The sequence below is a fragment of the Agrobacterium sp. 10T429 genome, from assembly GCF_056393925.1.
This window is the reverse complement of sequence record NZ_JBFTGV010000007.1, coordinates 224,606-250,725: the sequence shown is the minus strand read 5'-3', so window position 1 is coordinate 250,725 and position 26,120 is coordinate 224,606. Positions and strand designations below refer to the sequence as shown.

The following is a 26,120-nucleotide window of genomic DNA, read 5'->3' as shown; positions in this document are numbered from 1 at the left end:
AGATGGCCTTTCGATCTGAAACTCTCGTGGAGGAGAGCCGTGGCGCGGCTCTCCCGAAGCGGGCAGGCGTGAAGCGGCTTTTGGACCGCAACGTTCACGCATACCTGTTTCTCCTGCCGTGGCTGATCGGTTTCTTCGGTCTCACCCTTGGGCCTGCGTTGGTGTCGCTTTATCTGTCCTTCACCAATTATGACCTGCTTCAATCCCCGGACTGGGTGGGGGCGGCCAATTATGTGCGCATCGCCACTGCCGACCCTAAATTCGCCGCCGCCATGCAGGTCACCTTTACCTATGTGCTGCTTTCGGTGCCGTTGAAGCTGATCTTTGCGCTGCTGGTGGCGCTCGCCTTCAATCGCGGCATAAAGGGGCTCACGCTTTACCGGGCGATCTTCTATCTGCCGTCGCTGCTCGGTTCCAGCGTGGCGATCGCTGTTCTCTGGCGGCAGCTTTTCGCGTCCGATGGCCTCGTCAACATGGTCCTGTGGCAGGTTTTCGGTTATGAGGGGCCGAGTTGGATTTCCAATCCGGACTACTCGCTCTACACGCTGGTGATCCTGTCCGTCTGGCAGTTCGGCTCGCCAATGATCATCTTCCTCGCAGGGCTCCGGCAAATCCCGCAGGATATGTACGAGGCCGCCGATATCGACGGCGCGAGCAAGATGCGGCAGTTCTTCCGTATTACGCTGCCGCTGTTGACGCCGGTGATCTTCTTCAACGCCGTGATCCAGACGATCGATGCCTTCAAGGCCTTCACGCCCGCCTTCATCATTTCCGAAGGCACGGGCGGGCCGATTAACTCGACGCTGTTCTACACGCTCTATCTCTATCAGGAAGCCTTCGGTTTCTTCCGCATGGGATATGCCTCGGCGCTTGCCTGGATTCTCGTGATCATCATCGCGCTGTTCACGGCCTTCTCGTTCCTCAGCGCGAAATACTGGGTGCATTACGATGACTGACGCTGTTACCGCTCCCCGGCCGGGACAAGGCCCGCAACGCTCACCGCTAATGTCGGTTTTGCTGCATGCGGTGCTGATCCTTGCCTCCTTTGCGATGCTTTATCCGATCCTGTGGATGATTTCGGGCTCGTTCCGCCCGCAGGATGAGCTGTTCGGTTCCTCCTCGCTCATTCCTTCGTCGGTTGATTTCGGCGGCTATATTCGCGGCTGGACCGGGCTTCAGGTCAGTTTCGGGCAATTCTTCTGGAACTCGTTCTTCATCTCGGTGCTCGCCACCATCGGCAACGTCGTTGGCTGCTCACTTGCCGCCTTCGCTTTCGCCCGCCTGCGTTTCGGTGGGCGCAATTTCTGGTTCGCGCTGATGCTCGGCACCTTGATGCTGCCCTATCACGTTGTGCTCATCCCGCAATATATCCTGTTTCTGGAAATGGGTTGGGTGAACACGTCGCTGCCGCTGATCGTGCCGAAATATCTGGCAACCGACGCCTTCTTCATCTTCCTGATGGTGCAGTTCTTCCGGGGTATTCCGCGTGAGCTGGATGAGGCAGCGGTGATGGACGGTTGCTCGCCCTTCCGCATTTACTGGAAGATCATGCTGCCCCTCTCTCTGCCGGTTCTGGCAACGGCCGCGATCTTTTCCTTTATCTGGACCTGGGACGATTTCTTCGGTCCGTTGATCTATCTGAACGACATCAACACCTACACCGTGCAGCTCGGCCTCAGATCCTTCGTGGATTCCACCGGCAGCTCGGATTGGACGTCGCTTTTCGCCATGTCCAACCTGTCGCTGGTACCGGTCTTCCTGTTCTTCCTGTTCTTCCAGCGGCTGCTGATTGAAGGCATCGCTACCACCGGAATGAAACGCTGAACGGACGAAACGGGACCGAAAACGAATTGCAGAACATCAACACCGTCGCGGCTGCCTTGTCTGCAGCGCGACGGTCGGGAGAAACAGCATGGCAAGCAGCATTACTCTGGAAAAAATCGTCAAGCGGTTCGGCGCCTTTCCGGTCGTCCACGGCATCGATCTCAAGATCGAGCCGGGCGAGTTCACCGTTTTCGTCGGCCCCTCGGGCTGTGGCAAATCCACGCTTCTGCGCATGATCGCCGGTCTGGAGGAAATCTCCGAGGGTGATCTTCGCATCGATGGCGAAAGGGTCAACGAAACAGCCGCTTCCAAGCGCGGTATCGCCATGGTGTTCCAGTCCTATGCGCTTTATCCGCATATGAGCGTTTACAAGAACCTCGCTTTCGGGCTGGAGACGGCGGGTTACAAGAAACCGGAAGTCGAGGCGCGGGTGCAGAAAGCTGCCGATATCCTGCAGATCGGCCCGTTGTTACAGCGCAAGCCGAAGGCGCTTTCTGGCGGCCAGCGCCAGCGTGTCGCCATCGGTCGGGCTATCGTCCGCGAGCCGAAAATCTTTCTGTTCGATGAACCCCTGTCCAACCTCGATGCGGAACTGCGCGTGCAGATGCGTGTCGAAATTGCCAAGCTGCACCAGACGCTCGGCAGCACCATGATCTATGTGACGCATGACCAGGTGGAGGCCATGACCATGGCCGACAAGATCGTGGTCCTGCGTGACGGCCGCATCATGCAGGTCGGCCGCCCGCTTGATCTCTACAACAATCCGGCCAACCAGTTTGTGGCGGGTTTCATCGGTTCGCCAAAGATGAACTTCCTTTCCGCGAAAGTGGCTTCAGGCGACAGCTCCAACCGTACCATCGAGGTCGCCGGCCAGCGCATTATGCTCGAAAAGCCGGTCGCGGCTGAGGAAGGCGAGCCACTCACTTTCGGCATTCGTCCCGAACACGTAAACCCACAGGCGCAATCGGCCTCGCTTGGCGATGCGTCCATCCAGCTCGTTGAACATCTCGGCGGCTCGACGGTGGTTTATACCAGCACCCCAGATGGCCAGCCCGCCACCCTGCTGCTGGACGGCCAGCGCCATATCCGCATCGGCGAGACCATTCCCTTTGCGTTTGATCTGGCGAAGACGCATCTGTTCGGGGCAGATGGGCGGCGAATATAAGAGGAAAAACCGGGGGGAGGAACAGACCTTCCCTTATTCCTGTGCTTGTCACAGGAGTCCAGCTGACGCGTCTGCGCGGCGAGGAAATCAATCAGCCCAAAGACTTGGGCTGGCTGGTTCCCTATAGGGGATACAGGGATGAGGGCAGCGGGCGGTTGTGATGGATAGCGAATTTTAGTCCGCCGCGTCGGTTTTCGATAAAAAACAAGCGGTTCTAAGAGCGGGCGAGAATCTCGCCCAGCACCGCCGCATCTTCCGAGAACTGGGCGACGTTGTCACCTTTGACGAACTCCAGCATCGCATAAGCCGGTTTAGTCCAGTCGCTTGCTGGCAAGGCATCAACGCAAGACCGCCAATAGTCCGCGCGCTCGCCGAGCGGCAGGCGGCTGGCATCGGTGAGCCACGCGAAGACGTGCAGGTGGCAGATGCGCGAGCCGAGCGCGGATATTTCCGCAAGGGCGTCATCCAGCGGTAGACCTGGGGCTGGCTGCCAGTAAAAGAACAGGTTAGGCATCGGCAAATCCTGCATGAGCTGCAAGGCCGAGGTCAGCGTGTCGGTCAGCGAATTGGGGTGATATTCGAGGCCGATTGTCATTCCGTAGTCGTCTGCCCGCCGGGCAAGTGCCGCCAACGCGTCGGTCGCCGCACGGCGTTCCTCTGGTGAATAATCCGCGGATGGGCGTTTGCGGCTGCCGGGCCAGATGCGGATATGGCCGGTGCCGAGCGCTTTCGCGGTTTCCAGAACTGCGGTCACATCCTCCGGCGCAAAATCCGGTGCGAAGATGTAGGATCCGTAGGAAGAGACGCTAAGACCGGCTTTCACCGTACGCGCCGCCACATTCCTTGCGTTTTCTAAGTCGCCAGGTGGCACATGGATATCGGCACCCCATTCTATCGCCTTGATGCCATTTGCGACGGCAAGGTCAATCACGGCCTGCGGCGTCATGGACCTGAAGGTGACAGAGCAGAGGCCCGGCTCGAAAATTCTCATGCGATCAGTTCCAGATGTTCCGGACGTACCTGCTGTTGCAATGGTTCTGCGCGGCAGAAGCGTTCGATCTCGGCAATCGCCATGTCGCCGAGCCGGGCGCGTTCGAGGCCGACGGCGCCGGCGATATGCGGCGTCAGGAACACGTTCGGAAGGCTGTAAAAGGGTGACTCTGGTGGCGGAACCTCCGGATCGGTCACGTCGATGACGGCCTCTATGCGTCCGGTTTTCAGTTCCGCCAGCAGAGCGTCTTCGTCCACCAGCGCGCCGCGGGCCGTGTTGATCAAGGTCGCTCCGTCCTTCATCAGGGCAAGCGCGTCGGCGCCGATCATATGCCGGGTTTGCGGCAGGGATGGCGCGTGCAGGGAAATGACATCGCTTACCGCCATAAGCTCGCGGAGCGATACGAGACGCACACCGAGCTTTTGTGCCTCCACCGCGCTTAAAAACGGGTCGAAAAGGATAAGATCGAGATCGAAGGGCTGCAGCAGATTGATGACCCGACGCCCGATGCGTGACGCCCCGACAATGCCGACGGTCAGGCCGAGATTGCCGATTACCTGCGACTGCAGGCGGTCGACGTTTCGCCGTGCGCGATCCTCTCCGTAGATGCGCCGGAAACCGAAGGTACGCTTGCCGGAAAGCAGGATCATTGCCAGCGTAAACTCCGCGACCGGCTGCGCATTCGCCTCGGCCGCGCTGCACACCGTAACGTTTCGTTCGAAAACTGCCTGGGACAGGAAGTATTTCACCGTCCCGGCGGCATGCGAAATCAACCGAAGGTTCGGCATCATTGCCAGTTCCCGCATGTCGATCTCGGGACAACCCCAGCCAGTCAGAAGAATATCTGTTCTCTCCAACTGGGCAGTCACAGCTGGGTCGTGAAAATCGCAGACCGGCCGGGTGTCGAGGATGTCGACGCTCTGTGACAGCGTCTCAAGCGCGTGTGACGTCAGCACATGCTGCGTCCGCTCCGGGTCCATGGCAAGGCTGAGACGCGGACGCGGGCTCATCATTGCGGTTCTCCCGCCGCCGCCATACTGCTTACGGGAACACCGCGCTCAACAAACAGGCGGTCAATCGCCTCCATGTCCGGAAGTGCGGGAACTGTCGCCAAAGCTGTATCGCTTTCAGGTCCCGCCAGTCCCACAAAGACGGCGCAGGCGAGCAGGGTTTTGCCCGCTGGAATGTCGCCCCGCAATTGCGGCACCGTGGTTTTGGCATTGATGAGATTGGTATTGGGCAGCGCCTTCAACGCCACGCCCTGGCGGGATGCGCTGGAGCCGAGATCGATGACGGCGGATATGTCGGTGCCGCAATCGGCCGTTGCCCGGCCGCTGTCTTCGGTCACTGCATCGCGGTCGCCATCGTTGCGGTTTATCGCAAAGCCGCCTTCGGTGACCAAAAGTGGCCGCGCGGAAGTAATCCGGTGCAACCGGATATGCCACTCTCCCGCGGCAACCAGCGTCGTTTCGACCTCGACATCGGGGAATGGGTTCCAAGTCGCTCGAAGATTGGTGCCAGCCAAGAGCACAGTGCGGTTGGTTTCGCGCACCCGGTAGTGGCGGCCATCTTCGGAAAAGGCCAGCATATTGTCGAAACCATTGGTCTTGAAACCGCGCTCGTCCACTTCCACGCCGAAAGCGTAACGCGAGGAATAGGCGAATTTGGCGTATTTCTCCGGCCCGCCACGCATGGATAGGTTTTCCTGCCCACTCGTCAGCGCCGTGACGTTGCTCTTACTGCGCATCATCACCATGCCGGGATGAACGAGCGGCCGTGGTTTTGTGGATGTGTCTGGCAGCTTTTCCTCCGCCTGCCAGAAGGGGTGGCTTTCCGGCAAGGCGAGCGGCAGGAAAGCCTTGAAGGCCCAATATGGCGAACCCGCCGAATTATAGCTTTCCGACATGGTCAGTTGCGGATAGGCGTAACCGATGGAAAGCACGCCGTCGCGGTCGGCAATCGGCTTTCCCGCCCACCAGCGCAGATGTTTCAGATAAAGCCCCTTGATCTCCCCCCAAGGCATCGCTTCCTCATCCGCGAAGGCGAGGGCACCCCAGAAGCCGCCGCAGGCGAAACGGTAGGTCATGGAGCGGCCAAAGGCCAGCGCGCCACCATCCTCATCGAACCAGCTTGCGAAATCCCCGGCAAACAGGCGGGCACGTTCCCGGTAACGTTCGGCGTATGCATCATCCGGTTTGCTGATTTTCGCGTAGATCAGCCCGTAAAAATGCATGGCGAAGGCGATGTAGTGGTCGATGCGGCGATAGTTGCCGTCGCGATACCAGCCGTCGGCGATGTAAAATCCGTCCAGCTCTTTCAGATATGTTTCGGTGAGGCTCCGGTCGAATTCGATACCGAGATGATCGAGCGCCGCATCGACCATCACCCGGAAAAACTTCCAGTTATTGTCGGCATAGATGCGCTCGCGCGCCGCCAGAAGATAATGGCGCACATTCGCCTTTTGCTCTTCGGACAAGGGTTCCCACAGATGTTGCGGCGCAAGCCGAAGCGCAAAGCCGAGGGCGGCCAGTTCCACCAGCCGCTGATCCTTCTGCCGCACGTCCCCCCAGTAATCGGCATGGGCGGGATCGGTGCCATTGGCGATTCCTCTGGCCAGAAGCGGCCAATGGGCGAAGGCATCGCCGCTGAGCGCAAGCGGCGCGATGCCCCACAGTGGTCGCGCAAATCCTTCCAGATCGGCCGCTGCCCGGTCGAAATGCGCGGCGGTGCCGCTTAACGTCACTCTTGCGCCGCTCTCTGAGAAATAGGGAAGCAGCGGTGCGAAACTGTCGTCCAATGCCCGTCTGACGTCGGCGCGGGTCTTGAGTGGATTGCCGTAAAGCGGATTGAAGCGGGTCATTGGATCATGGTTTGCTGGCTTATGCATCGCGCGCCGCCTTTCCCGTCTTTTTTGCTCGACCGGCGGTCTGTCCTTCCACAAGCTGTACACCCAGCTGAACCTGCCGGGCATTGGCCGATGGCTCCGCCAGCCGGCGGCGCATCAGCTCTACCGCCTCGCGGGCAATCTCGCGGCGGTCTACCCGGATTGTGCTGAGCCGGGGAGTGGAAAGTTCGGCGAAGGGCAGGTCGTCGAAGCCGATGATGGAAAGATCGTCCGGTACCCCGAGGCCAAGCTCTTGTGCTGCTCCCAGCGCGCCGAGCGCGATCGCATCGTTCATGCAGAAAATGCCAGTCAGATCGGGGTTTTTGGCCAGCAGCTGACGAACCGCATCACCGGCCTGCCCGAAGCCGCTATCCGCTGTGGAAAGCAGAAACTCCTCATAGGTGGCACCCTCTTCCTCGATGATAACCTGCCGAAAGCCCCGCATGCGCTCTCTTATAGTGTGACGGTGTTGCGGACCGATATAGGCGACCTTGCGGTGCCCCAGTTCCAGCAGCCGCCGCGCCGCCATCGCCCCGCCGTAAAAATTGGAGGGCGAGACGCAATCCAGCATCATCGAGGGATCGGCGCTATTGACGAGAACCGGTTGCAGCACACCCTGCGTGATGCGGTGGATGATCTCCTCTTCGGGGTCAAGACCAATGGCGAGAAGGCCATCGACCTCGCAGACCCGCTGCGTAAGGGCGTCGTCGATCTGCCTCTGGTGCAGCAGCCGGATATCGAGTTCGAAACCCTCTGTCTGGGCAAGGCTGCGCAGCATGTCGAAAATATCGTGATAAAAGGCGCCGATATCGCCGGTCGCTCGTTCGGCGGACATGAGGGCGAGGATTTTCTTGCCCTCCAGCGAGATGCCGCCGGTCTGGCTGGTGACTGGCCGCAGCGGATAACCGAGTTCCGCCGCCACGCCAAGAACCTTGGTCTGGATCGATGCGCTGATGCCTTTTTCCCCGGCGAGAACCCGTGAGACCGTGCTGATGGAAACCCCTGCACGCTGGGCGATATCCGACTGGCGCGGGCGGCTGATGTCGGGCGTATCGTTCATGTCTTCTCCTGCGCTTGCAAAAAATTCTATTATGATGCAAATATTGCAAATAATGAAAATTTGCAAGAATTTAAGTGATGAATGAGAAATTTGCAAAACGCGGGAGGAGCATATGCAAACTATCGATAGACGTGGATTTTTGGTGACGGCGGCACTGGCAGGTCTTGGCGCGGCGGCGGGCGGTTTCCGCGCGATGGCGGCCGAAACCCGGCTTCGTTGCGTATGGTGGGGTTCGGCTGACCGCAACAAGCGCACCAATGATGTGATTGCCCTCTACCAGAAGGCAGATCCACAAACGGTAATCAGCGGCGAGATGATCGCCGGTTCCGACTATTGGACCAAGCTTGCGACGTCCATGGCGGGACGTAACGTCGCCGATATCTTTCAGCTCGAGCCTTCCACCATTGCCGATTATTCCGGCCGTGGGGCCTGCATGGAACTTGACCAGTTTGTCGGCTCGTCGCTTGATCTTTCCAATTTCGGCAAAAGCGAAGTCGATCTTTGCCGCATCGACGGCAAGCTTTACGGCGTCGGTCTCGGGCTGAATTCGTTCTGCATGATGTATGATGCAGAGACGCTGAAGGAGGCCGGCGTCTCCGTGCCGAAGGAGCAGATCACCTGGAAGGCGCTGGCGGAACTGGCGCGCGATTTCAAGAAGAACGCTCCGGCGCGTCGTAATTATTGGGCGGTGCCCTATGGCGCTCGTTATCACTACGTCTTCGATGTCTGGCTGCGCCAGCGCGGCAAGCTCCTGTTCCAGGACGGCACCATCGGTTTCAACAAGGAAGATGCCAAGGAATGGTTCGCCTATTGGGAGGATCTGCGCGAGAACAAGCTTTGCGTCTCTGCCGATATCCAGACGCGCGATGACAATACCATCGAATCCAACGCGCTGACCCTTGGCAATTCCGCAATCGGCTTTGCCTATTCCAACCAGCTTGTCGGTTACCAGGCGCTCAACAAGAAGACGCTGTCCATTGGCATGCTGCCGGGTGAGGGGCCGGGAAAACCGACCGGGCATTATTACCGGCCGGGGCTTATCTGGTGCATTTCGTCCACCTCCACCACTCCGGAAGCTGCGGCGAAGTTCATCAACTTCTTTGTCAACGATCTGGAAGCGGGCAAGGTTCTTGGCGTCGAACGCGGCGTGCCGCCGGCGAAGAAGGTGCGCGAAGCTGTGTTGCCAAGCCTCAACGAGACCGAACGCAAGACGGTGGATTACATCGAGAGCCTCTCCGGCAAGCTCGATACCTATCCGGAGCCTGCCCCCATCGGCGCCAATGAGTTCGACCGTGGGGTAATGCGTCCCATTGCCGACTCGCTCGCCTTTGGCCGAGCCACTGTGGATGAGGCAGCGCAGAATCTTGTCGATACCGGCACCCGCACGTTGCGCAAGCGCGGGTAAGGAAAAGGAGGCAGCGCATGCGGTATCGAAACCGCCTGCGCTGCCTCCATTCGCAATCATTCCTTGCGTGTCTGACTTTGAATATATCGACCCGACAAACAATGCTGGACAGCATAAAATATTTAAGCCAGAAATTCTGATCTAGATCGCTAAATCTGAAGATTAGACAATGGCTCCCAATTTCCTACTTATTGACGCTGAAAAAGAATTCGATGTTTTGAAGGCGGCGGCGTCGCTGATCCGTGTGCAGATATTGAAGCTGCTGCACGAGGCCAACGGTCTCAATGTCAACGAGATCGCGCAGAGGCTGGATCTTCCCCAGTCCACCGTGTCGGCCGGTGTGACCGTTCTTGAAGAGGCGGGGCTGCTGCGAACCGAAACGCGCAAGGCGCGCAAGGGCAGCCAGAAAATCTGTTTTGCGACCTGCGACGAGCTTATCGTTTCGTTTCGAAGCCCCGAGACGCCGGCTGTATCCAACTACATTGCCGTCGCCATGCCGCTCGGCCTCTATACCCAGAGTTCGGTGACCGCGCCTTGCGGCATCTGTTCGCCGGAGGGCATTATCGGACTTCTGGATGTCCCTGATACCTTCATGGATCCTGACCGCATGAAGACTGCACTTTTGTGGTTCACATCGGGTCATGTCGAGTATCAATTCCCAAATAATGCCAAGATTCAGGGGCGAAACGTCGAGGAAGTCGAGTTTTCGATGGAGGTCAGTTCCGAGGTGCCAGGAACGCACAGCAACTGGCCGTCAGACATTACCCTCTCCGTCAACGGGAAGGAGATCGGGGTCTGGACCTCGCCCGGCGATTTCGGCGACAAGCGGGGTACGTTTACGCCCGACTGGTGGAAACTGTCCGGCTCGCAGTATGGAATGCTCAAAACCTGGCGCATTACTGCCCAGGGAACCTATGTCGATGGTACGCGCATTTCCGATGTGACGCTTGCGGACATCGATCTGTCCAGCCACCGCTCAATCCGTCTGCGGATCGAGGTAAAGGCGGATGCAAAGCATCCAGGCGGGCTCAACATCTTCGGCCGGGGTTTTGGGAATTACGATCAGGACATCGTATTGCGTCTGCGCACCGCAGACTGATCGGGCCAATTTCATAAAGTATGATTTTCGCGGTTGACAGGCGCGGCTTCCATTGGCAACTATATTATAAAATATGGTTCATATCATATTTTAAGATATAAATGCGCATGGGAGGAGAGCCTATGAAAGCGCGGGTTTCAGTCCACCGGGACTTCCGGATTGGGCGTATCGACGATCGCCTATATTCCGCCTTCATCGAACATATGGGGCGGGCGATCTATGGCGGGATTTACGAGCCCGGCCATCCGCAGGCGGATGAAAACGGCTTTCGCAAGGATGTGCTGAAATTCGTGCAGGATCTGAAAATTCCGGCGATCCGCTATCCCGGCGGCAACTTCGTTTCGGCCTATCGCTGGGAAGACGGCATCGGCCCCCGTGACAAACGGCCCGTGCGGCTTGATCTTGCATGGCGCTCCAAGGAAACCAACCAGATCGGCGTCAACGAGTTCGCAGACTGGGCGTCGATGGCAGGCATCGAGATGATGCTCGCCGTCAACCTCGGTTCCCGTGGTCTGGATGATGCCCGCAACTTTCTCGAATACGTGAATTTCCCCGGCGGCACCGAGCTTAGCGACCTTCGCCGCAGCCACGGCGCCGAAAAGCCGCATGGCGTGAAGATGTGGTGCCTCGGCAACGAGATGGACGGCCCCTGGCAGATTGGCCACAAGACGGCGGTGGAGTATGGCCGGCTGGCAAACGAAACCGCGAAAGCCTTCAAGGGTTTCGACCCCACCATCGAGGCAATCGTTTGCGGAAGTTCCAACGACGGCATGCCGACCTATCCCGAATGGGAGCGCGAGGTGCTGGAAGAATGCTACGAGAATGTGGACCACATCTCGCTGCATAAATATTTCGGCAATAACAGCCGCGACACGCTGAATTACTTCGGCAAGATCGAAGAAACAGGGCGTTACATTCAGACTATCGCCGGTGTCATCGATTACGTGAAAGCCAAGAAGCGCGCCAAGAACGATGTCTCCATCTGCTTCGACGAGTGGAATGTCTGGTACCATATCCGCGAAGACGACGGTAAACGCATCAAGAGCTGGGACTGGCCGGAAGCGCCTGCACTTCTGGAGGAGACCTACAATTTCGAGGATGCTCTCTTCGTGGCCGGGTTGCTCAACGAGTTCATCCGTCGCTCGGACAGGGTGCGCATCGCCTGCATTGCCCAGCTTGTCAATGTCATCGCCCCCATCCGCGCTGAAAAGAACGGACCGGCATGGCGCCAGACCATCTATTATCCTTATCAGTTCGCCTCGCTTTATGGTCGCGGCGTTGCACTGAACATTGCCGTCGATTGCCCGACCTACGACTGCAACGCGGCCGATGACGTCAAATATCTCGATGTCGCCGGCGTGTTTGATGAGGACGAGGGCGTGGTGACGCTGTTTGTCCTCAATCGTCATCTGACCGAAGCAGCAGAGCTCAATGTCGGTCTCACCGGCTTTTCGCCTGTGTCACTCAGCCTGCATCTTTCCATGGCGGGATATGATCTGAGGACCGGCAACGGTCCGGATCAACCCGACCGCGTCGTGCCGGTGCCGGGCAGCGGCATTGGTGTCGAGGATGGGGCACTCAAAGGCTCCGTGCCGGCGCTGTCCTATCATGTTCTGCGCGTGAAGGTTCAGTGAGGCGGTGATGGGTGTCCGTCTCAGCAATATCGCCAAGTCCTTCGGCTCTTTTGCAGCCATCCGGGACGTTTCGATGGAGATTCCGACGGGCAGCTTCGCGGTTTTCGTGGGGCCATCCGGTTGCGGAAAATCCACCCTGTTGCGCATGATCGCCGGTCTTGAGGAAACCAGCGGCGGTCACATTGCCATCGACGAGCGCGACGTCACCGCTGTCGAGCCGGCGGATCGTGGCGTTGCCATGGTCTTCCAGAATTATGCGCTTTACCCGCATCTGACGGTGTTCGAGAACATGGCTTTCAGCCTGCGTCTCGCCCGCCGGCCGAAAGCGGAGGTGAATGAGAGGGTGGGGGAAGCTGCCCGCATCCTCCAGCTCGAGGACAATCTGCACAAGAAGCCATCGCAGCTTTCCGGCGGCCAGAGGCAGCGCGTGGCCATAGGCCGCGCGATCGTGCGACAGCCGAAGGTGTTTCTCTTCGATGAACCCCTGTCTAACCTGGATGCGGAACTGCGCGTGCAGATGCGGCTGGAACTGACCCGGCTTCACCGCAAGCTCGGCGCCACGATGATCTACGTCACGCATGACCAGGTAGAGGCCATGACGCTTGCGGACAAGATTTTCGTGCTGAAGGGCGGCATCGTGCAACAGGCGGGCGCGCCGCTCACCCTTTACGACGATCCGGACAATCGTTTCGTCGCTGGATTCATCGGATCGCCCGCGATGAATTTCCTTGCCGCCGACATCGTCGGGCAGCGGGACGGTATCGTGACGCTTACGCCTGAAGGTGGTGAAAAGCACCTCGAAGCCCGGCTTTCGTATCCGGTTTCCCCCGGTCAGCGGGTCGAAATCGGCATAAGGCCCGAGCATCTGGTGATCACGCAAGAGGGTGCTTTGCCTGTCAATGTCGAGGTGGCGGAGGAGCTTGGCGACCTTTCCTATCTCTATACCCGAACGCGTGCCGGGAAAGAACTTGTCGTGCAGCGGCAGGGCTCGCGCGAGCGGCTGGATGGCCGGTCCGTCTCACTGAGTGCCTCGCCCGATCACATCATGGTTTTCGGCAGCGACGGCAAAAGGTTGCGATAGGCGCGAGGAGGCGCCTTTCGATGCAGTAGCAGACCGCCCCTAGAACGGGGTGTTTCCAACAAACGGGAGGAGTGAACGATGCGACTGATCAAGACATTGCTTGTTGGTACGGTTCTGGGCCTGAGCGCCCTGCCGGCACTGGCGAAGCAGGATATCGTCTGGTGGGACTTTCTGTCGGGCGGCGACGGCGTGCGCATGAAAGCGCTGATTGCTGCCTTCAACAAGGAGCACCCTGACATTCAGATCAAGGGAACGACGCTAGAGTGGGGCGTTCCGTTCTATACCAAGGTACGCACGGCGTCCGCCGTGGGTGAGGGGCCTGATGTCATGACCTATCACCTGTCGCGCGCGCCGCTCGGCCTTGATGAAAAAGTATTGAGCGAAATTACCACAAAAGACCTTGATGATGCCGGGTTGAAGACCAGCGACTTTTTCAGCGCACCCGTCGAGGCAGCAACCCACGACGGCAAGCTTTATGCGGTGCCGTTCGATATCCATGCCCTTATTCTCTATTACAACGCCGATCTTCTGAAAGGGTCTCCCTATCTCGATGCCGAGGGTAAGTTGACCGGTATCAAGACGATGGAGGATTTCGAAAAGGCGTTGGCCTGGGCGAAGGACAAGGGCGTTCAGACGCCGGTTACCTATCAGTCGGGTGGCGAAGCCGGTGTCTGGCGTGTCTTTTATACACTGTTCTCACAACAGGGCGGCGAGCTGGTCACCAATAACGAGGTGCTTGCCGGCGACAATGCCGAAAAGGCCGCCAAGGCGATCGATACCATGTCGAAATGGCGGGAAAACGGATGGGCGCCCGAGCAGGCGGAATATCCGGCGTCCGTTGCTCTCTTCTCCGCTGGCAAATCCGCCTTCCAGCTTAATGGCGTCTGGGAAGTTCCGACCTACAAGGATCTGGAAAAGAACGGCAAGCTCGGCTTCAAATGGAGCGCTGTGGAAGTTCCGCCTTTCATGGGCAAGCGCGCCACCTGGGCAGATTCGCACGCCTTTGCGATCCCCAACCAGGGTGACAAGACCGTTTCCGGCGAGAAACGCGCCGCTGTCATGACGGTCATTGGCTGGATGGAAAAACACGCCATCAGCTGGGCCGATGCGGGGCATATTCCGGCCTATAAATCGATCACCGAAAGCAGCGAATACAAGGCGATGCAGCCTAATGCCACATATGCCTCGCTGGCGGAGGCGGCAGTGTTCGATCCGAAGACCACGATTACCGGAGTTGCCTCACCCGCTTACGATGCGGCGCTTAATATCATCGCTCCGGCCATCCAGGGCTACATGAGCGGCGCGGATGCGGTCGAGCAGATCAAGTCCGAGCTTCAGGGCAAGCTCAAGTAATCCGTGACTGCCCTCTGGCTGTCAGCCGGAGGGCAGCGTGCAATGCGGGAGGTCCCGGAGGCATTCCATGGCTATGATTGAAAACCGGCGCAAGAAGTCGCTCATCGCACTGTCGATGGTGACGCCATTCATCGTGGTCTTCGCCACGTTCTTTCTTTACCCCCTGATCGAGATGATACGCATCAGCTTCACGGATGCGCCGCTGATCGGCGATGGCAACTGGGTCGGCCTGCAGAACTACATAAAATTGCTGAGCGACCGCCTGTTCGTCACCTCGCTCAAGAATAACGGCTATTTCGTGCTGCTGACGGTGGTGCCAACAACGGTCATCGCCCTGTTGATTGCGCTTGCGGTCAGCCGATTGTCCGGCATCAAGCAGACAATCGCCATGAGTCTGTTTTTCCTGCCTTATGTCCTGCCGGTTTCGGTCGTCACTGAGATCTGGGCCTGGATGCTCGACCTGCAGTTCGGCATTCTCCAACCGGTCATTTCGTTGCTGGCGGGCAAACCCGTCGCGGTTTTCAAGAACCCCAATTGGGTCATGCCGATGGTCGCTGTCGTCACCATCTGGTGGACGAACGGATTTAACGTTCTGCTCTTCATTGCCGGCTTGCGAAACATTCCGACCGAGCTTTATGAGGCCGCAGCTCTTGACGGCGCAACGACATGGCAAAAGTTCCGGCGCGTCACATGGCCGCTTCTGTGGCCGGTGACCGCGCTGATCCTGACGCTGCAATTGATCCTGCAACTGAAGATATTCGACCAGATCTACCTCTTGAGCGGCGGCGGACCCTTCAATTCCAGTTTCGTGCTTCTCCTTAAGGTCTACCGGGAAGCCTTCCAGATGAACAATGGCGGTTATGCATCGGCCGTGGCGACCGTGCTCTTCCTGTTGATCGTCATCGTATCCGTTCTCCAGTTCCAGTTGCTGCGCATCCGGAGGAATTCATGAGCCTGACCAAAAGACTTGAGAACGTCGTCCTGACCCTGCTGACATTTTCTGCAGCACTGGTATGGATTTTCCCGCTTTACTGGGGGTTCGTGACGTCGTTGCGCTCGGACGAGAATGTTGCGGGCAACACGTCGCTACTGCCTGATGAGTTCCAGCTTGGTGCCTATGTGAATGCCATCTTCAATACGCGGCTGTTGACCTGGTATGTGAACTCCATTGGCACTGCCGCGATCGTCACGGTCTCTGTGCTCATCATTTCGATGTTATGCGCCTATGCGCTATCGCAGATCCGCTTTCCGGGACGGCGACTGCTCTATGGCATCGTGCTCGCGAGTTTCATGGTGCCCGCGCAGACGCTTGTTGTGACACAGTTCATCCTGATGAAGAACCTCAACCTCATCAATACCTGGGCGGGCATCATCCTGCCGCAGCTGATCACGCCAATCGTCATCATCGTCTACAAGCAGTTCTTCGACAGCGTGCCCAAGGAGATGCGGGAGGCGGTGGTTCTGGATGGTGGCGGCGAATACACGATCCTGTTCAAGGTGTTTCTGCCGCTGAACTGGGGCATTACGACCGCCATGGCGATCGTGACCTTCATTACGGTGTGGAATGCCTTCTTCTGGCCTTTCCTCGTCATCACGTCCGAAAACATGATGACGATCCCCGTCGGCATCACGCAGGTCAACGACACCTTCGGCATCGTTTATGCACGCCTGATGGCGATTGCCATGCTGGCGGCGCTGCCGGTCATCGTCGCCTACGTCATCTTCCAGCGGCGCGTGACGGAAGCCATCATGATTTCGTCCGGCGTGAAAGGGTGAGGGCGGCGAAAGATGCCGGTACCAGTCAGATGACGTGAGCGTTGTGCAGGGCAGTCAGCACCTCGTTCTTGAGGGTGGCGAGTTGCGGCGACCTTCTGTCGCGCGGGCGCGGCTCGTCCACTTCCATCCGCTGCTGGATACGGCCGTCATGGGCACTCATCATGTAAATGCGGTCACCGAGATAAAGCGCCTCGTCAATATCGTGGGTGACGAGCAGGAAGGAAATGCCGCGCTGTTCGACGAGTTTCAGAACTAGGTCCTGCAATTTCATCCGCGTGAAAGCATCGACCGCGCTGAAGGGTTCGTCGAGCAGCAAGATGCGCGGCCGGGTATAGAGCGCTCTTGCTATGGCGACACGCTGCGCCATGCCGCCTGAAAGGGCTTTCGGTAACGCGCTGCCATGGCCGCTCAAGCCCACATCGTTGATCAGTCCTTCTACCCGCTCGACATCATATTTCTTGCCGGCCGCATAACCTATGTTTTCGGCAACTGTCAGCCACGGCATCAGGCGGGGTTCCTGAAAGACAAAGGCGATGGGCGGTGAGTCCGATGCCTGAACTTCCTTTGCCTGCTGAACCTTCACAGCGCCTGAGAAATGCCGATCGAGGCCGGCGGCGATGCGCAGCAAGGTGCTTTTCCCACACCCACTTGGTCCGAGAAGAACCGCCGCTTCACCATCGCCGAGCGTCAGGTGAATATCCTGAAGGACAACCGTGTCTCCGAAGGCTTTTTCGCGAACATCGACATTGAGCAAACTCATCGCAGGCGCCCTCCTTGCTGAAGGGGATAAGTGTCGCGCCATCTGAGGCAACGTTCCTCGACTATCTTGAAGAGGCTGTCGGAAATCTTGCCGAGGACGGCAAGGCAGATAATCGCTATCATCACCAGATCGGGTCGGGAGAGTTCGCGCCCATCGGAAAGCATGTAGCCGATGCCCTCGGAAGCCGCCAGAAGTTCCGCTGCGACAACGCTCAGCCAGGCCAGCGACAGGCCGTAACGCAAGCCCGTGAACAGATGCGGCAAGGAGGCGGGAATGAAAATCCGCCAAACCAGCACTGGCAGCGGCTGGCGATACATCTCGCCCACTTCCACCAACTTGCGGTCGACATTCCTGATGCCGGAGAAGAGGTTGAGATAAACAGGGAAAAACGCGCTTTTGGCGATCAGTACGATTTTCGAGGTTTCGCCAATGCCGAACCAGATCATCAGCAGCGGCACCCAGGCGAGGCTCGGAACCGCGCGTAACGCCTGAAACGTCGGCTCAAGATAACGCTCGGCGGCAACGACCAGCCCGACCAGCGAACCGACGACGATTGCAAGAAGGGAGCCAATGACGAAGCCGACAAAGACACGGGCGGTACTGGCTGCGACATTCGTCCACAAAGGACCCTCGGCGAGCCTTAGAAACGTGTCATAAAGCTCGGAGGGCGGCGGCAGCACATAGGGACTTACCCAGCCCACGCGCACAAAGAATTCCAGCAGCAACAATGAGCCGACCGGCACTATCGCGCCGCGCAGGTCGAACCGTCCCAGGAAATTCCCCACTCTTTGCACCAACGGCAGTCGGGAAGGGAGTTGTTTCGCAGTCTGCTTCACGCGCTGAAATTCGCGCGGATGAGAATTCATGCTCCCAGCGCCTTTTTCGCCGGTGCCGGATCGATCAGCGACGAAAGGACGCTGTCGACATTGACGCCAGGACGCAGCACATCGTCGCCAAGCAACGGGGTCACGATACGGATCGAGTTCAGCAGTTCCTCGCCTGGAACAGGATCCTTCCAGTCGCGCTTTTCTATCGTCAGCTTGGTGATCTGGGGATCGTTGCCGGTGACCTTCGTGACGAAATCGATGAATTCGCCGTTGTTTTCACGGATCCATCTTTGTGTCTCGACCCAGACACCGAGGAGGCGTTCGACCGCTTTCGGGTATTTCGCCAGAAACTCCTCGGAAACGCTGAAGACGCTGCCGTCGCGCCAGCTACGCTCATCGAAAATCGCCCTGTCACCGGCAAGTTCTGCCTGGGATGTGTGTGGATCGATGCCGACCCATGCATCAACCTGTCCCTGCTCAAGCGCGTTGAATCCTTCCGGATGCTGCAGGTTCACGACCTTGAGGTCATCGATCGAAAGCTTGTTTTGGGCAAGGGCGCGCAGGAGGGTGAAATAGGGCGCGGTACCCTTGGTGACCGCAATGGTTTTGCCCTTGAGATCGGCGACGGTCTTGACCGGCGAATCCGGGCGAACCTGTATGATGGAAGAACCGCCCCAGCTTGCCACATAGATCACCTTCAGCGGCACACCATTGGCGCGGGCCAGAAACGCGGAAAGTGCTGCCGAACCGGCAAAATCCGTCGAGCCGACCTTCAGGAATTCAAGCGAATTGTTGCTTCCGCGGGATTGTACCCAGGTGATCTTCGTGCCGACATCCTTGAATGCTTCCTCAAGCCAGCCTTTGTTCTTTATCAGCAGCGTGTGTGAGGAGTAAAATCCCCAATCCAGCTTCAGCTCAGCAGGAAACTCCTGTGAGCTCTGGGCCAGCGCGCTGCCCGTGGCAAAGGGTGCTGCGAGAGCCCCGGCAATGCTGAGTTTCAGGATCTGGCGGCGAGAATGTTTAGCCTTCATAATAGTGTACCTAATTTATGTAATTTGTGTATTTAAATGGTATGGGCCGGCGTTTATGAGGTCAATCCAGCCTTCTGGAACCTCATCCCAAACTTCAGGGCGGGCGTGGAAAATCTCCCTACCGCTGGCCGGATCGGCGCGACGGCGCGTTATTCAGGGAAACAACGATTGGCCGGACGTTGCAAACCGAGATGATCGCGCAATGTCGTTCCCTCATAGTCCTTTCGGAACAGGCCGCGCCTTTGCAGTTCGGGCACAAGCAGGGTCGTGAAATCGTCAAGTCCGGCAGGCAGGAACGGGAAGGTGACGTTGAAGCCATCCGACCCCTCTTCGTATAGCCATTGTTCCATCTCGTCAGCGATGGTTTTTGCCGTGCCGACAAATGCGAGACCCCCATAGCCACCCAGCCGCTGCGCCAGCTGGCGCACCGTCAGCCCCTCGCTCCTTGCAAGTTCGATCACCCTCTCGCGGCTGGATTTGCTTGCATTGGTTTCGGGAATGTCAGGCAAGGGGCCATCGGGATCGAAACTCGAAGCATCGTGGCCGAGCGCAATCGAAAGCGAGGCTATCGCGCTTTCATAATGGACGAGGCTGTCGAGCCTGGCGCGTTTGGCCTTGGCTTCTTCCACGCTATCGCCGACCAGAACGAAAGCGCCCGGCAGGATGACAATGCCGTCGCGGGAACGGCCTGCCGCAACGGTTCTGTCCTTGACGTCCCTGTAGAACGCTTTTCCCGCCGCAAGCGTGGGTGTTGCCGCAAAAACGACCTCGGCAGTTTCGGCTGCAAGCTGGCGCCCCGGCTCTGAAGCCCCGGCCTGAACGATGACGGGCCAGCCCTGCACCGGACGCGCTATATTGAGCGGACCGCGCACGGAAAATTCCGGTCCCTTGTGATTAAGCACATGCATTTTTTCAGGGTCAAAGAACAACCCGCTATCGACATCCCGGAGAAAGGCATCATCGGAAAAGGAATCCCACAGCCCGGTAACGACGTCGTAAAATTCCCGCGCTCTTCCATAACGCTCCGTGTGGTCAGGCTGTTCGTCCCGGCCGAAATTAAGCGCCGCATCCGGATTCGCTGTGGTGACGATGTTCCAGCCGGCGCGACCATTGCTGAGGTGATCGAGTGAGGCGAAACGCCGCGCTACGTGGTAGGGCTCATCGAATGTTGTGGAGGCGGTGGCAACCAGCCCGATGCGGGAGGTGACGGCGGCGAGCGCCGAAAGCAGGGTGAAGGGTTCGAAAGACGTGACGGTATGGCTGCGGCGCAGTGCTTCCGTCGGCATGTTCAGCACCGCCAGATGATCGGCCATGAAAAATGCATCGAATTTCGCGGCTTCAAGCTGTTGCGCAAATCGCGCCAGATGGCCGAAATTGAAGTTCGCGTCCGGGAAGGATCCGGGATAACGCCACGCACCGGTGTGAAGACTGACGGGCCGCATGAAGGCGCCGAGGTGCAGTTTGCGATCGTTTGCCATTGGGCTTCACTCTTTCGTTGAAGTTTTGACCCGAGCGTTTTCTCTGTCGGCCGCCAAGGATCGAAGACCGGCTCGGTCCTCATCGCGACGATAGCCTTGCTGGCGGCTCGGTGCGGCAAAGACTATTGCGATTATGATTTCCAAACAGAAAGATTTTTCCTGAAATCATTCATTTCGCAAGATCGCTTTGCCTGCAACGGGTTTGCCTCATCGTGTTGACGTAATATCCGGCAGGCGATGTGCTTCACGTGGTGATCGCCAAGCAAATTTCGACGTATTTCGCGCAATGATTCTAATGAGAAAATGACGTAAATTCAAAATATTGGTCGATATAGCTAATGTACTGGATTATTTCGAAATCGCAGTTCGAGATCGAAAACGTCGTTTGGAGATCCGGCGTGGTTGGGACACCCCCAAACCGCGCCGGACTGATCCGTGCTCAAACGTCCGCCATCAAACTGCCAGCAGCTTTTCGTTGCCGATGCGGGTTGTCTCGATGGCACCCTCCGTTTCGATGCGCTTGCCGGTGGCCGGATCGAAAAAGTGGAGGTGGGCCGGGGGCAGTTCGAAGTGGATGCGCTGGCCGGGTTTGACCAACAGATCTTCGCCGATGGCTGCGGAGAAAGTTTCGCCGGCGATTTCCGCATGTACGATGCGGCCGGAACCCAGCTCGTCTACAAAGTCCACGGTTGCGGGCACGCCCGCACCCTCGATGCTGACCAGGCATTGTTCAGGGCGAATGCCGACTGTCACGTCGCGCCCGCGCAGCTCCAGCGCGGTCTCGGGGAAGAGTTTCACCGGCTGGCCGCCCAGCATGACGGATGGAGATTCGACCTCCACCCGCGTGTTGAACAGGTTCATCGCCGGTGAGCCGATGAAGGAGGCTACGAAGGTGCTGGCGGGGCGGTGATAGATATCGAGCGGATGACCGACCTGCTCCACATTGCCCTTGTTCATCACCACCAGCCGGTCGGCCAGCGTCATGGCTTCCACCTGATCATGGGTGACGAAGACGGAGGTGGCCGACAGGCGCTGGTGCAGTTTGCGGATTTCGGCGCGCATCGTCACACGCAGCTTTGCATCGAGGTTGGAGAGCGGTTCATCGAACAGGAATACCTGCGGTTCGCGGATGATTGCGCGGGCCATGGCCACGCGCTGGCGCTGGCCACCGGAAAGGGCGGCAGGCTTGCGTTCGAGATAGTCGGAAAGGCCAACGATCTTGGCCGTTTCCTCGATGCGGCGCAGGCGTTCAGCCTTGGGAACGCCTGCGACCTTCAGCGCATAACCGATATTGCCTGATACCGTCATATGCGGATAAAGCGCGTAGTTCTGGAACACCATGGCGCAACCGCGCTCGCGCGGCTCCAGCGTGTTGACGACGCGCCCGCCAATGGCGATTTCACCTGACGTGATATCCTCCAGCCCGGCGATCATTCGCAGAAGTGTGGACTTGCCGCAGCCCGAGGGGCCGAGGATGACGACGAATTCGCCGGTTTCGAAAGTGAGATCCACGCCGTGCAGGGTCGGGGTCTTGCCATAGGATTTGCGGACCTGCCGAATATCGATCTGAGCCATGATATTAAGAACCTTGTTGTTGAGAGCCACGCGTCGCGTCGTCACTTGTCGGATGACACGAGACCGCGCACGAACCAGCGTTGCAGGAACGCCACGACGAGAAGCGGCGGCATGATGATGATGAGGGAACCGGCAAGCGTGACGTTCCAGTCCGGCGTGCCGTCCTCCGAAGGCAAAAGGGCACGCAACGACATCATCACCGTCTTGTAGGAGGGGTCGGTGACCATCAGCAGCGGCCACAGATACTGGTTCCACGAGGAGACGAAGAGAATGGTGGTGAGGGCCAGCATGTTGGTGCGCGAGAGCGGCAGCAGCACGTCGAAAAAGAAACGCACGGGGCCGGAGCCATCCATGCGCGCCGCCTCCGCAAGTTCATCAGGCAGGGTCATGAAAAACTGCCGGTAGAGAAAGGTGCCGGTGGCCGTGGCGACAAGCGGCAGCGACAGGCCCGCATAGGAATTGAGCAGGTTCCATTCGATGTTGACTTCGACACCGATCACCAGCGCTATAAGGTAACGGAACGGCTGGAACACATCCGCTGCCACGGCATAGGTCGGAACGGCGCGAATTTCGAGCGGCAGCATTAGCGTGATGAAGACGGACCAGAAAAACAGGTGTTTCAGCGGCGAGCGGAAAAACACGATGGCGAAGGCGGTCAGAGCGGAAAGGGCTACCTTGCCCGCAGTGACGAGCGAGGCCATCACCAGGCTGTTGAACATGGCGTTGCCCAGATTGGCGCGGTTCCAGGCGGTGCTGAGATTTTTGAAAAGCTCGCCCTGCGGCATGAAGCTGAAGGGCGTGTGGTTCACCTGCTGCACCGTCTGGCTGGCGCCTGCCAATACCACGATGAAGGGGCCGATAAGAAGCAGAAGTCCCGCGACCATGACCACGTAGGTAAAGGCGTCGGCATAGGGCGTGCGCTGTATCATCTCTCAGGCCTCACTTGTAATGGACGCGCCGCTCGATGAAGCGGAACTGGATGAAGGTGAAGACCATGATGAGGCCGATGAGGACGATGGTTTGTGCCGAGGCACCGGAATAGTTCAGCCCTTCGAAGGCCTCGGTGACGATGCGGTAAACCATCACATCGGTGGCGCGGTTGGGGCCGCCCGCCGTCAGCGAATGCACGATGCCGAACGTGTCCTGGCCGACGAAACCCTCGGTCATCATCGTCACCATCAGGAAGAACAGCGTGGGTGCGAGCAACGGCACCTGAATGTCTATGGCGCGGCGGATCGGGCCGGAGCCATCCATCGCCGCAGCTTCCGTCAGCGAACGGGGCACGGATTGCAGGCCGGCAAACAGGAAGATGAAAGTGTAGCCCGCCCATTTCCAGATAAAGATGGCGATGACGAGCGCCAGTGCATGTTCGCCGTATTTCGCCGGGTTCCAGATATCTGGCCAGGCGGCGTTGAGTGAAGCGGCCAACCCGCGTTCCGGCGACAGGATGAAGCGGAAGGCCATGCCTGCGGCGGGACCTGCGATGGCGAAGGGCAGGATATACAGAACCCGGAAAAATCCAGAGCCGGGAAGCTGGCGGTCGACGGAGAGCGCCAGGGTGAGGCCGATGAGGATGGCGACGAAGGGGCCGACGGTCGCGAAGATCAGGCTGACGGTAACGGAATGCCAGTAGAATGGATCAGAGAAGACTTCCTGGAAATTGGCGAAACCAACGAATTCCGCCGCGCCGCCGAAGGGCGGCTGGAGGGTGAAGGCCCAGTTGATCACCGCCGCCACGGGCCAGTAGAAGAACAGGAGGATCAGTGCCAGCTGCGGCAATGCGAACAGCAGCGGCAACCATGTGCTTTTGAAAACGGCGCGCTTTTCCATGAAATATCCGAAACAGAAAATGGCATTAAGGGTTTGCCCGCGCGGAGACGGGCAAACCCAGGCGAAAAGGACCGCTTAGTTCAGCTTGGCGCCGGCATAGGTCTTTTCGAAGCGGCGTAGGCCGGCATTCGAGCGCTCGACAGCCTTGTCGAGTTCGGTCTGAATATCGGCGTTCTGCATGAAGATGGCTTCGAGCGAGGTCGAGACTTCCTTGCGGATCTGCGTGAAGCCGCCGAGGCGGATGCCGCGGGTATATTCGGAAGGCGGCGTAAACGTGAGGCTTTCGATTGCCTTTTCACGGCCCTTATAAGGCGCCTTGTCGTAGAAGCCGTTGGCCTTCATGGCGTCGAAGCCGGTCTTGGTGACCGGGATGTAGCCGGTAACGGTCGACCACCACTCAACCATATCAGGCTGCGCGATAAAGTTCAGGAATGCGGCCGCACCCTTGTATTCAGCTTCCGGACGACCAGCCATGACCCAGAGCGAAGCGCCGCCAACCAGCGAGTTGTGGCGCTCGGTGCCCTTCCAGATCGGCAGCATGGCGACGTCCCACTTCACGCCCTCAGGCATGGTCTTGCCGACGGTCCCGTGGCCCGCAATCGAGGACATGAACATCTGGCAGGTCTGCGAGGTGAAAGCGGGCAGGATGTCCATGCCGAGCTGCTTGGTCTTGACGACGAACAGCTTCTCGTCCTGCATCTTCTTGAAGAATTTGACCTGATCAACGAACTTCGTCTTGTTGATCGTCAGTTCGGCGTCGAGGCCCTGATAACCGTTGCCCTTGGTGGCGATTGGCTGGTTGTGGATGGCAGAGAACTGTTCCATCAGCATCCAGGTGTCGAAATTAAAGGCCAGCGGGCATTCGAAACCGGCCGTCTTGAGCTTCCGGGCGGCTTCTTCAACCTGTTCCCATGTGTCGGGCTTGAAGGTGATGCCGGCTTTTTCGAAAGCGGTGACATTGTAATAGAAGACCGCGGTGGACGAATTATAGGGGAAGGAGTTCAGCTCGCCGTCAGCCGTTGCATAATAATTGGCAATGCCGGGGAAATAGTTGTTCCAGTCGATCTTGTAGCCGTTGTCTGCCATCAGCTTCTTGGCGGGAACGAAAGCCTTGGACAACATCATGTCCAGCGTGCCGGCATCGTAGATCTGGGTAATGGCGGGCTGCTTCTTGGCGCGGTAGGCGGCAATGGTGTTCTGCAGCGTGGCGTCGTAGTCGTTCTGCGACGTGCAGACGATTTCGAATTCAGCCTGGGAGTCGTTGAACTTCTTGCAGGTTTCCTGAACGCGGTCGCCGAGATCGCCGGAAAGGCCGTGCCAGAATTCGAATTTGGTCTTTTCTGCTTGGGCAGCCGTGGCGCCGAAGGCGGCGGCAATGGCAACGCCTGCCACGAAAGAGGTCAGAGCGGAAGATTTCATAAGTTGAGCCCCGTTGATGGAGTAATGGCATGACCGGCGAGGACGTCACGTCCCCAACACGAAGCCACGGGCTCTGCTAGCAGCCGTCTTTGACGGATCGCTTACACTTTGTTGAACGTTTTGTGATGAGTGAAGGTACACGCACGCATAGGCGTCCAGGGAAAATCAGATAAACGGGTTTTATCTGATTTCCCGTTGCTTTTCAGTTCTTTACTTGAAATGTCTTTCTTCGCTACTTTTCGCTGAGTGACTTGTTAGTATCAACCCCGACGTGCCGCCTCGATGGTGGCGACGTCGATTTTCTTCATATCCATCATTGCCGCGAAGGCACGTTTGGCCTCGGCGCCGCCGGCGGACATTGCTTCCATCAGCACCCGCGGGGTGATCTGCCAGGAGATGCCCCATCGGTCCTTGCACCAGCCGCAGGCACTTTCTTCTCCGCCGTTGCCGACGATGGCATTCCAGTATCGGTCCGTCTCTTCCTGATCTTCAGTCGAAATCTGGAACGAGAAAGCCTCGGTGTGCTTGAATGTCGGTCCACCGTTGAGGCCGATACAAGAGACGCCTGCCACCGTGAATTCCACCATCAGCACGTCCCCCTCCTTGCCGGAGGGGTAATCGCCCGGCGCCCGATAGACGGAATTGACGGTACTGTCGGGAAAGGTCTCGGCATAAAATCTGGCTGCGGCCTCGGCATCCCTATCGTACCAGATGCAGATCATGTTCTTCTTCACGGCGTGTTCCTCCCAAAAGAAAGTCCCATTCGGTAAACAATGTCGCCATGCGCCGATCGTTCCGAAAGGAGGCGGGAAGGTGCAGTTTTGCAAAGGAATAAGGGTTGTGCGTCATGACGGCGCCGGCGCGATGATCAAACGCGACGCGCATGGATATTTAAATCCAGCGTCTCACCTTTCGGCGATAGGCATCA

Annotated in this window: 23 protein-coding genes; 10 read left to right on the top strand and 13 right to left on the bottom strand. The window is 58.3% G+C overall.

The window, feature by feature from the left end:
• The first annotated feature begins 2 nt into the window (after positions 1-2).
• The 3 genes from AC1DCP_RS17520 (at position 3) to AC1DCP_RS17510 (ending at position 2,989) form a co-directional block, all read left to right on the top strand.
• Positions 3-956: a carbohydrate ABC transporter permease gene (locus AC1DCP_RS17520; RefSeq protein WP_003517854.1), complete on the top strand. Its 954-nt coding sequence runs from the start codon at positions 3-5 to the stop codon at positions 954-956.
• Entirely contained in the window at positions 949-1,824 is an 876-nt protein-coding gene (locus AC1DCP_RS17515; RefSeq protein ID WP_025595962.1) for a carbohydrate ABC transporter permease, read from the top strand. The genes AC1DCP_RS17520 and AC1DCP_RS17515 overlap by 8 nt, the downstream gene beginning before the upstream one ends.
• A gap of 88 nt (positions 1,825-1,912) precedes the next feature.
• Entirely contained in the window at positions 1,913-2,989 is a 1,077-nt protein-coding gene (locus tag AC1DCP_RS17510) for an ABC transporter ATP-binding protein (protein WP_035199321.1), read from the top strand.
• Positions 2,990-3,203: 214 nt separating this feature from the next.
• On the opposite strand, the gene AC1DCP_RS17505 is transcribed toward AC1DCP_RS17510, so the two are convergent.
• Genes AC1DCP_RS17505 through AC1DCP_RS17490 form a run of 4 tightly spaced genes read right to left on the bottom strand, consistent with a single transcriptional unit; the run spans position 3,204 to position 7,924 of the window.
• A complete protein-coding gene (locus AC1DCP_RS17505; RefSeq protein WP_080850074.1) occupies positions 3,204-3,980 on the bottom strand; it encodes a sugar phosphate isomerase/epimerase family protein in 777 nt (258 codons plus the stop codon).
• Positions 3,977-4,993, bottom strand: coding sequence for a hydroxyacid dehydrogenase (locus tag AC1DCP_RS17500; RefSeq protein WP_476774502.1), 1,017 nt, complete (start codon positions 4,991-4,993; stop codon positions 3,977-3,979). Before AC1DCP_RS17500 ends, AC1DCP_RS17505 begins: the two co-directional genes overlap by 4 nt.
• Positions 4,990-6,867: a DUF2264 domain-containing protein gene (locus AC1DCP_RS17495; protein ID WP_306623735.1), complete on the bottom strand. Its 1,878-nt coding sequence runs from the start codon at positions 6,865-6,867 to the stop codon at positions 4,990-4,992. The genes AC1DCP_RS17500 and AC1DCP_RS17495 overlap by 4 nt, the downstream gene beginning before the upstream one ends.
• The gene (locus tag AC1DCP_RS17490) at positions 6,860-7,924 is read right to left on the bottom strand and encodes a LacI family DNA-binding transcriptional regulator (protein ID WP_003517845.1); all 1,065 of its coding nucleotides are present in this window, start codon (positions 7,922-7,924) and stop codon (positions 6,860-6,862) included. Before AC1DCP_RS17490 ends, AC1DCP_RS17495 begins: the two co-directional genes overlap by 8 nt.
• A 112-nt stretch (positions 7,925-8,036) precedes the next feature.
• On the opposite strand from AC1DCP_RS17490, the gene AC1DCP_RS17485 reads away from it, so the two are divergent.
• From AC1DCP_RS17485 to AC1DCP_RS17455, 7 genes are all read left to right on the top strand, one after another.
• Positions 8,037-9,329 (top strand): ABC transporter substrate-binding protein, encoded by a 1,293-nt coding sequence (locus tag AC1DCP_RS17485; RefSeq protein WP_003517844.1) that lies wholly within the window; start codon positions 8,037-8,039, stop codon positions 9,327-9,329.
• A gap of 169 nt (positions 9,330-9,498) precedes the next feature.
• The gene (locus AC1DCP_RS17480; protein WP_019566450.1) at positions 9,499-10,428 is read left to right on the top strand and encodes an ArsR/SmtB family transcription factor; all 930 of its coding nucleotides are present in this window, start codon (positions 9,499-9,501) and stop codon (positions 10,426-10,428) included.
• Positions 10,429-10,550: 122 nt separating this feature from the next.
• Entirely contained in the window at positions 10,551-12,062 is a 1,512-nt protein-coding gene (gene arfA / locus AC1DCP_RS17475) for an arabinosylfuranosidase ArfA (RefSeq protein ID WP_035199314.1), read from the top strand.
• 7 nt (positions 12,063-12,069) lie between these two features.
• Positions 12,070-13,143, top strand: a complete 1,074-nt coding sequence (locus AC1DCP_RS17470; protein WP_112673856.1) for an ABC transporter ATP-binding protein — start codon at positions 12,070-12,072, stop codon at positions 13,141-13,143.
• 78 nt (positions 13,144-13,221) lie between these two features.
• Complete coding sequence (locus AC1DCP_RS17465) at positions 13,222-14,496, top strand: extracellular solute-binding protein (protein WP_025595973.1); 1,275 nt, start codon at positions 13,222-13,224, stop codon at positions 14,494-14,496.
• Positions 14,497-14,563: 67 nt separating this feature from the next.
• A complete protein-coding gene (locus tag AC1DCP_RS17460) occupies positions 14,564-15,448 on the top strand; it encodes a carbohydrate ABC transporter permease (RefSeq protein ID WP_003517835.1) in 885 nt (294 codons plus the stop codon).
• Positions 15,445-16,272: a carbohydrate ABC transporter permease gene (locus AC1DCP_RS17455; protein WP_003517833.1), complete on the top strand. Its 828-nt coding sequence runs from the start codon at positions 15,445-15,447 to the stop codon at positions 16,270-16,272. The genes AC1DCP_RS17460 and AC1DCP_RS17455 overlap by 4 nt, the downstream gene beginning before the upstream one ends.
• A 25-nt stretch (positions 16,273-16,297) precedes the next feature.
• Here AC1DCP_RS17455 and AC1DCP_RS17450 read toward each other — a convergent pair whose 3' ends face one another.
• The 9 genes from AC1DCP_RS17450 to AC1DCP_RS17410 all read right to left on the bottom strand — a co-directional run bounded on the left by AC1DCP_RS17450 (position 16,298) and on the right by AC1DCP_RS17410 (position 25,926).
• Complete coding sequence (locus AC1DCP_RS17450) at positions 16,298-17,032, bottom strand: ABC transporter ATP-binding protein (protein WP_112673860.1); 735 nt, start codon at positions 17,030-17,032, stop codon at positions 16,298-16,300.
• Positions 17,029-17,898 carry an ABC transporter permease gene (locus tag AC1DCP_RS17445; protein WP_003517829.1) on the bottom strand — a complete coding sequence of 290 codons (870 nt, stop codon included), beginning with the start codon at positions 17,896-17,898 and terminating at the stop codon, positions 17,029-17,031. Before AC1DCP_RS17445 ends, AC1DCP_RS17450 begins: the two co-directional genes overlap by 4 nt.
• Complete coding sequence (locus tag AC1DCP_RS17440) at positions 17,895-18,890, bottom strand: aliphatic sulfonate ABC transporter substrate-binding protein (protein WP_112673862.1); 996 nt, start codon at positions 18,888-18,890, stop codon at positions 17,895-17,897. The genes AC1DCP_RS17445 and AC1DCP_RS17440 overlap by 4 nt, the downstream gene beginning before the upstream one ends.
• A 149-nt stretch (positions 18,891-19,039) precedes the next feature.
• Entirely contained in the window at positions 19,040-20,368 is a 1,329-nt protein-coding gene (locus tag AC1DCP_RS17435; protein WP_306623748.1) for an LLM class flavin-dependent oxidoreductase, read from the bottom strand.
• A gap of 453 nt (positions 20,369-20,821) precedes the next feature.
• Entirely contained in the window at positions 20,822-21,943 is a 1,122-nt protein-coding gene (locus AC1DCP_RS17430; protein WP_476774501.1) for a sn-glycerol-3-phosphate import ATP-binding protein UgpC, read from the bottom strand.
• A gap of 41 nt (positions 21,944-21,984) precedes the next feature.
• On the bottom strand, positions 21,985-22,872 hold the full coding sequence (locus tag AC1DCP_RS17425; RefSeq protein ID WP_112673864.1) for an ABC transporter permease subunit: 888 nt from the start codon (positions 22,870-22,872) through the stop codon (positions 21,985-21,987).
• A 10-nt stretch (positions 22,873-22,882) separates the two neighbouring features.
• Positions 22,883-23,773, bottom strand: coding sequence for a carbohydrate ABC transporter permease (locus tag AC1DCP_RS17420; RefSeq protein ID WP_003517818.1), 891 nt, complete (start codon positions 23,771-23,773; stop codon positions 22,883-22,885).
• Between the two features lie 75 nt (positions 23,774-23,848).
• Positions 23,849-25,192, bottom strand: coding sequence for an extracellular solute-binding protein (locus AC1DCP_RS17415; RefSeq protein WP_306623751.1), 1,344 nt, complete (start codon positions 25,190-25,192; stop codon positions 23,849-23,851).
• A 260-nt stretch (positions 25,193-25,452) separates the two neighbouring features.
• On the bottom strand, positions 25,453-25,926 hold the full coding sequence (locus AC1DCP_RS17410; RefSeq protein WP_025595986.1) for a VOC family protein: 474 nt from the start codon (positions 25,924-25,926) through the stop codon (positions 25,453-25,455).
• Between the last annotated feature and the right edge of the window lie 194 nt (positions 25,927-26,120).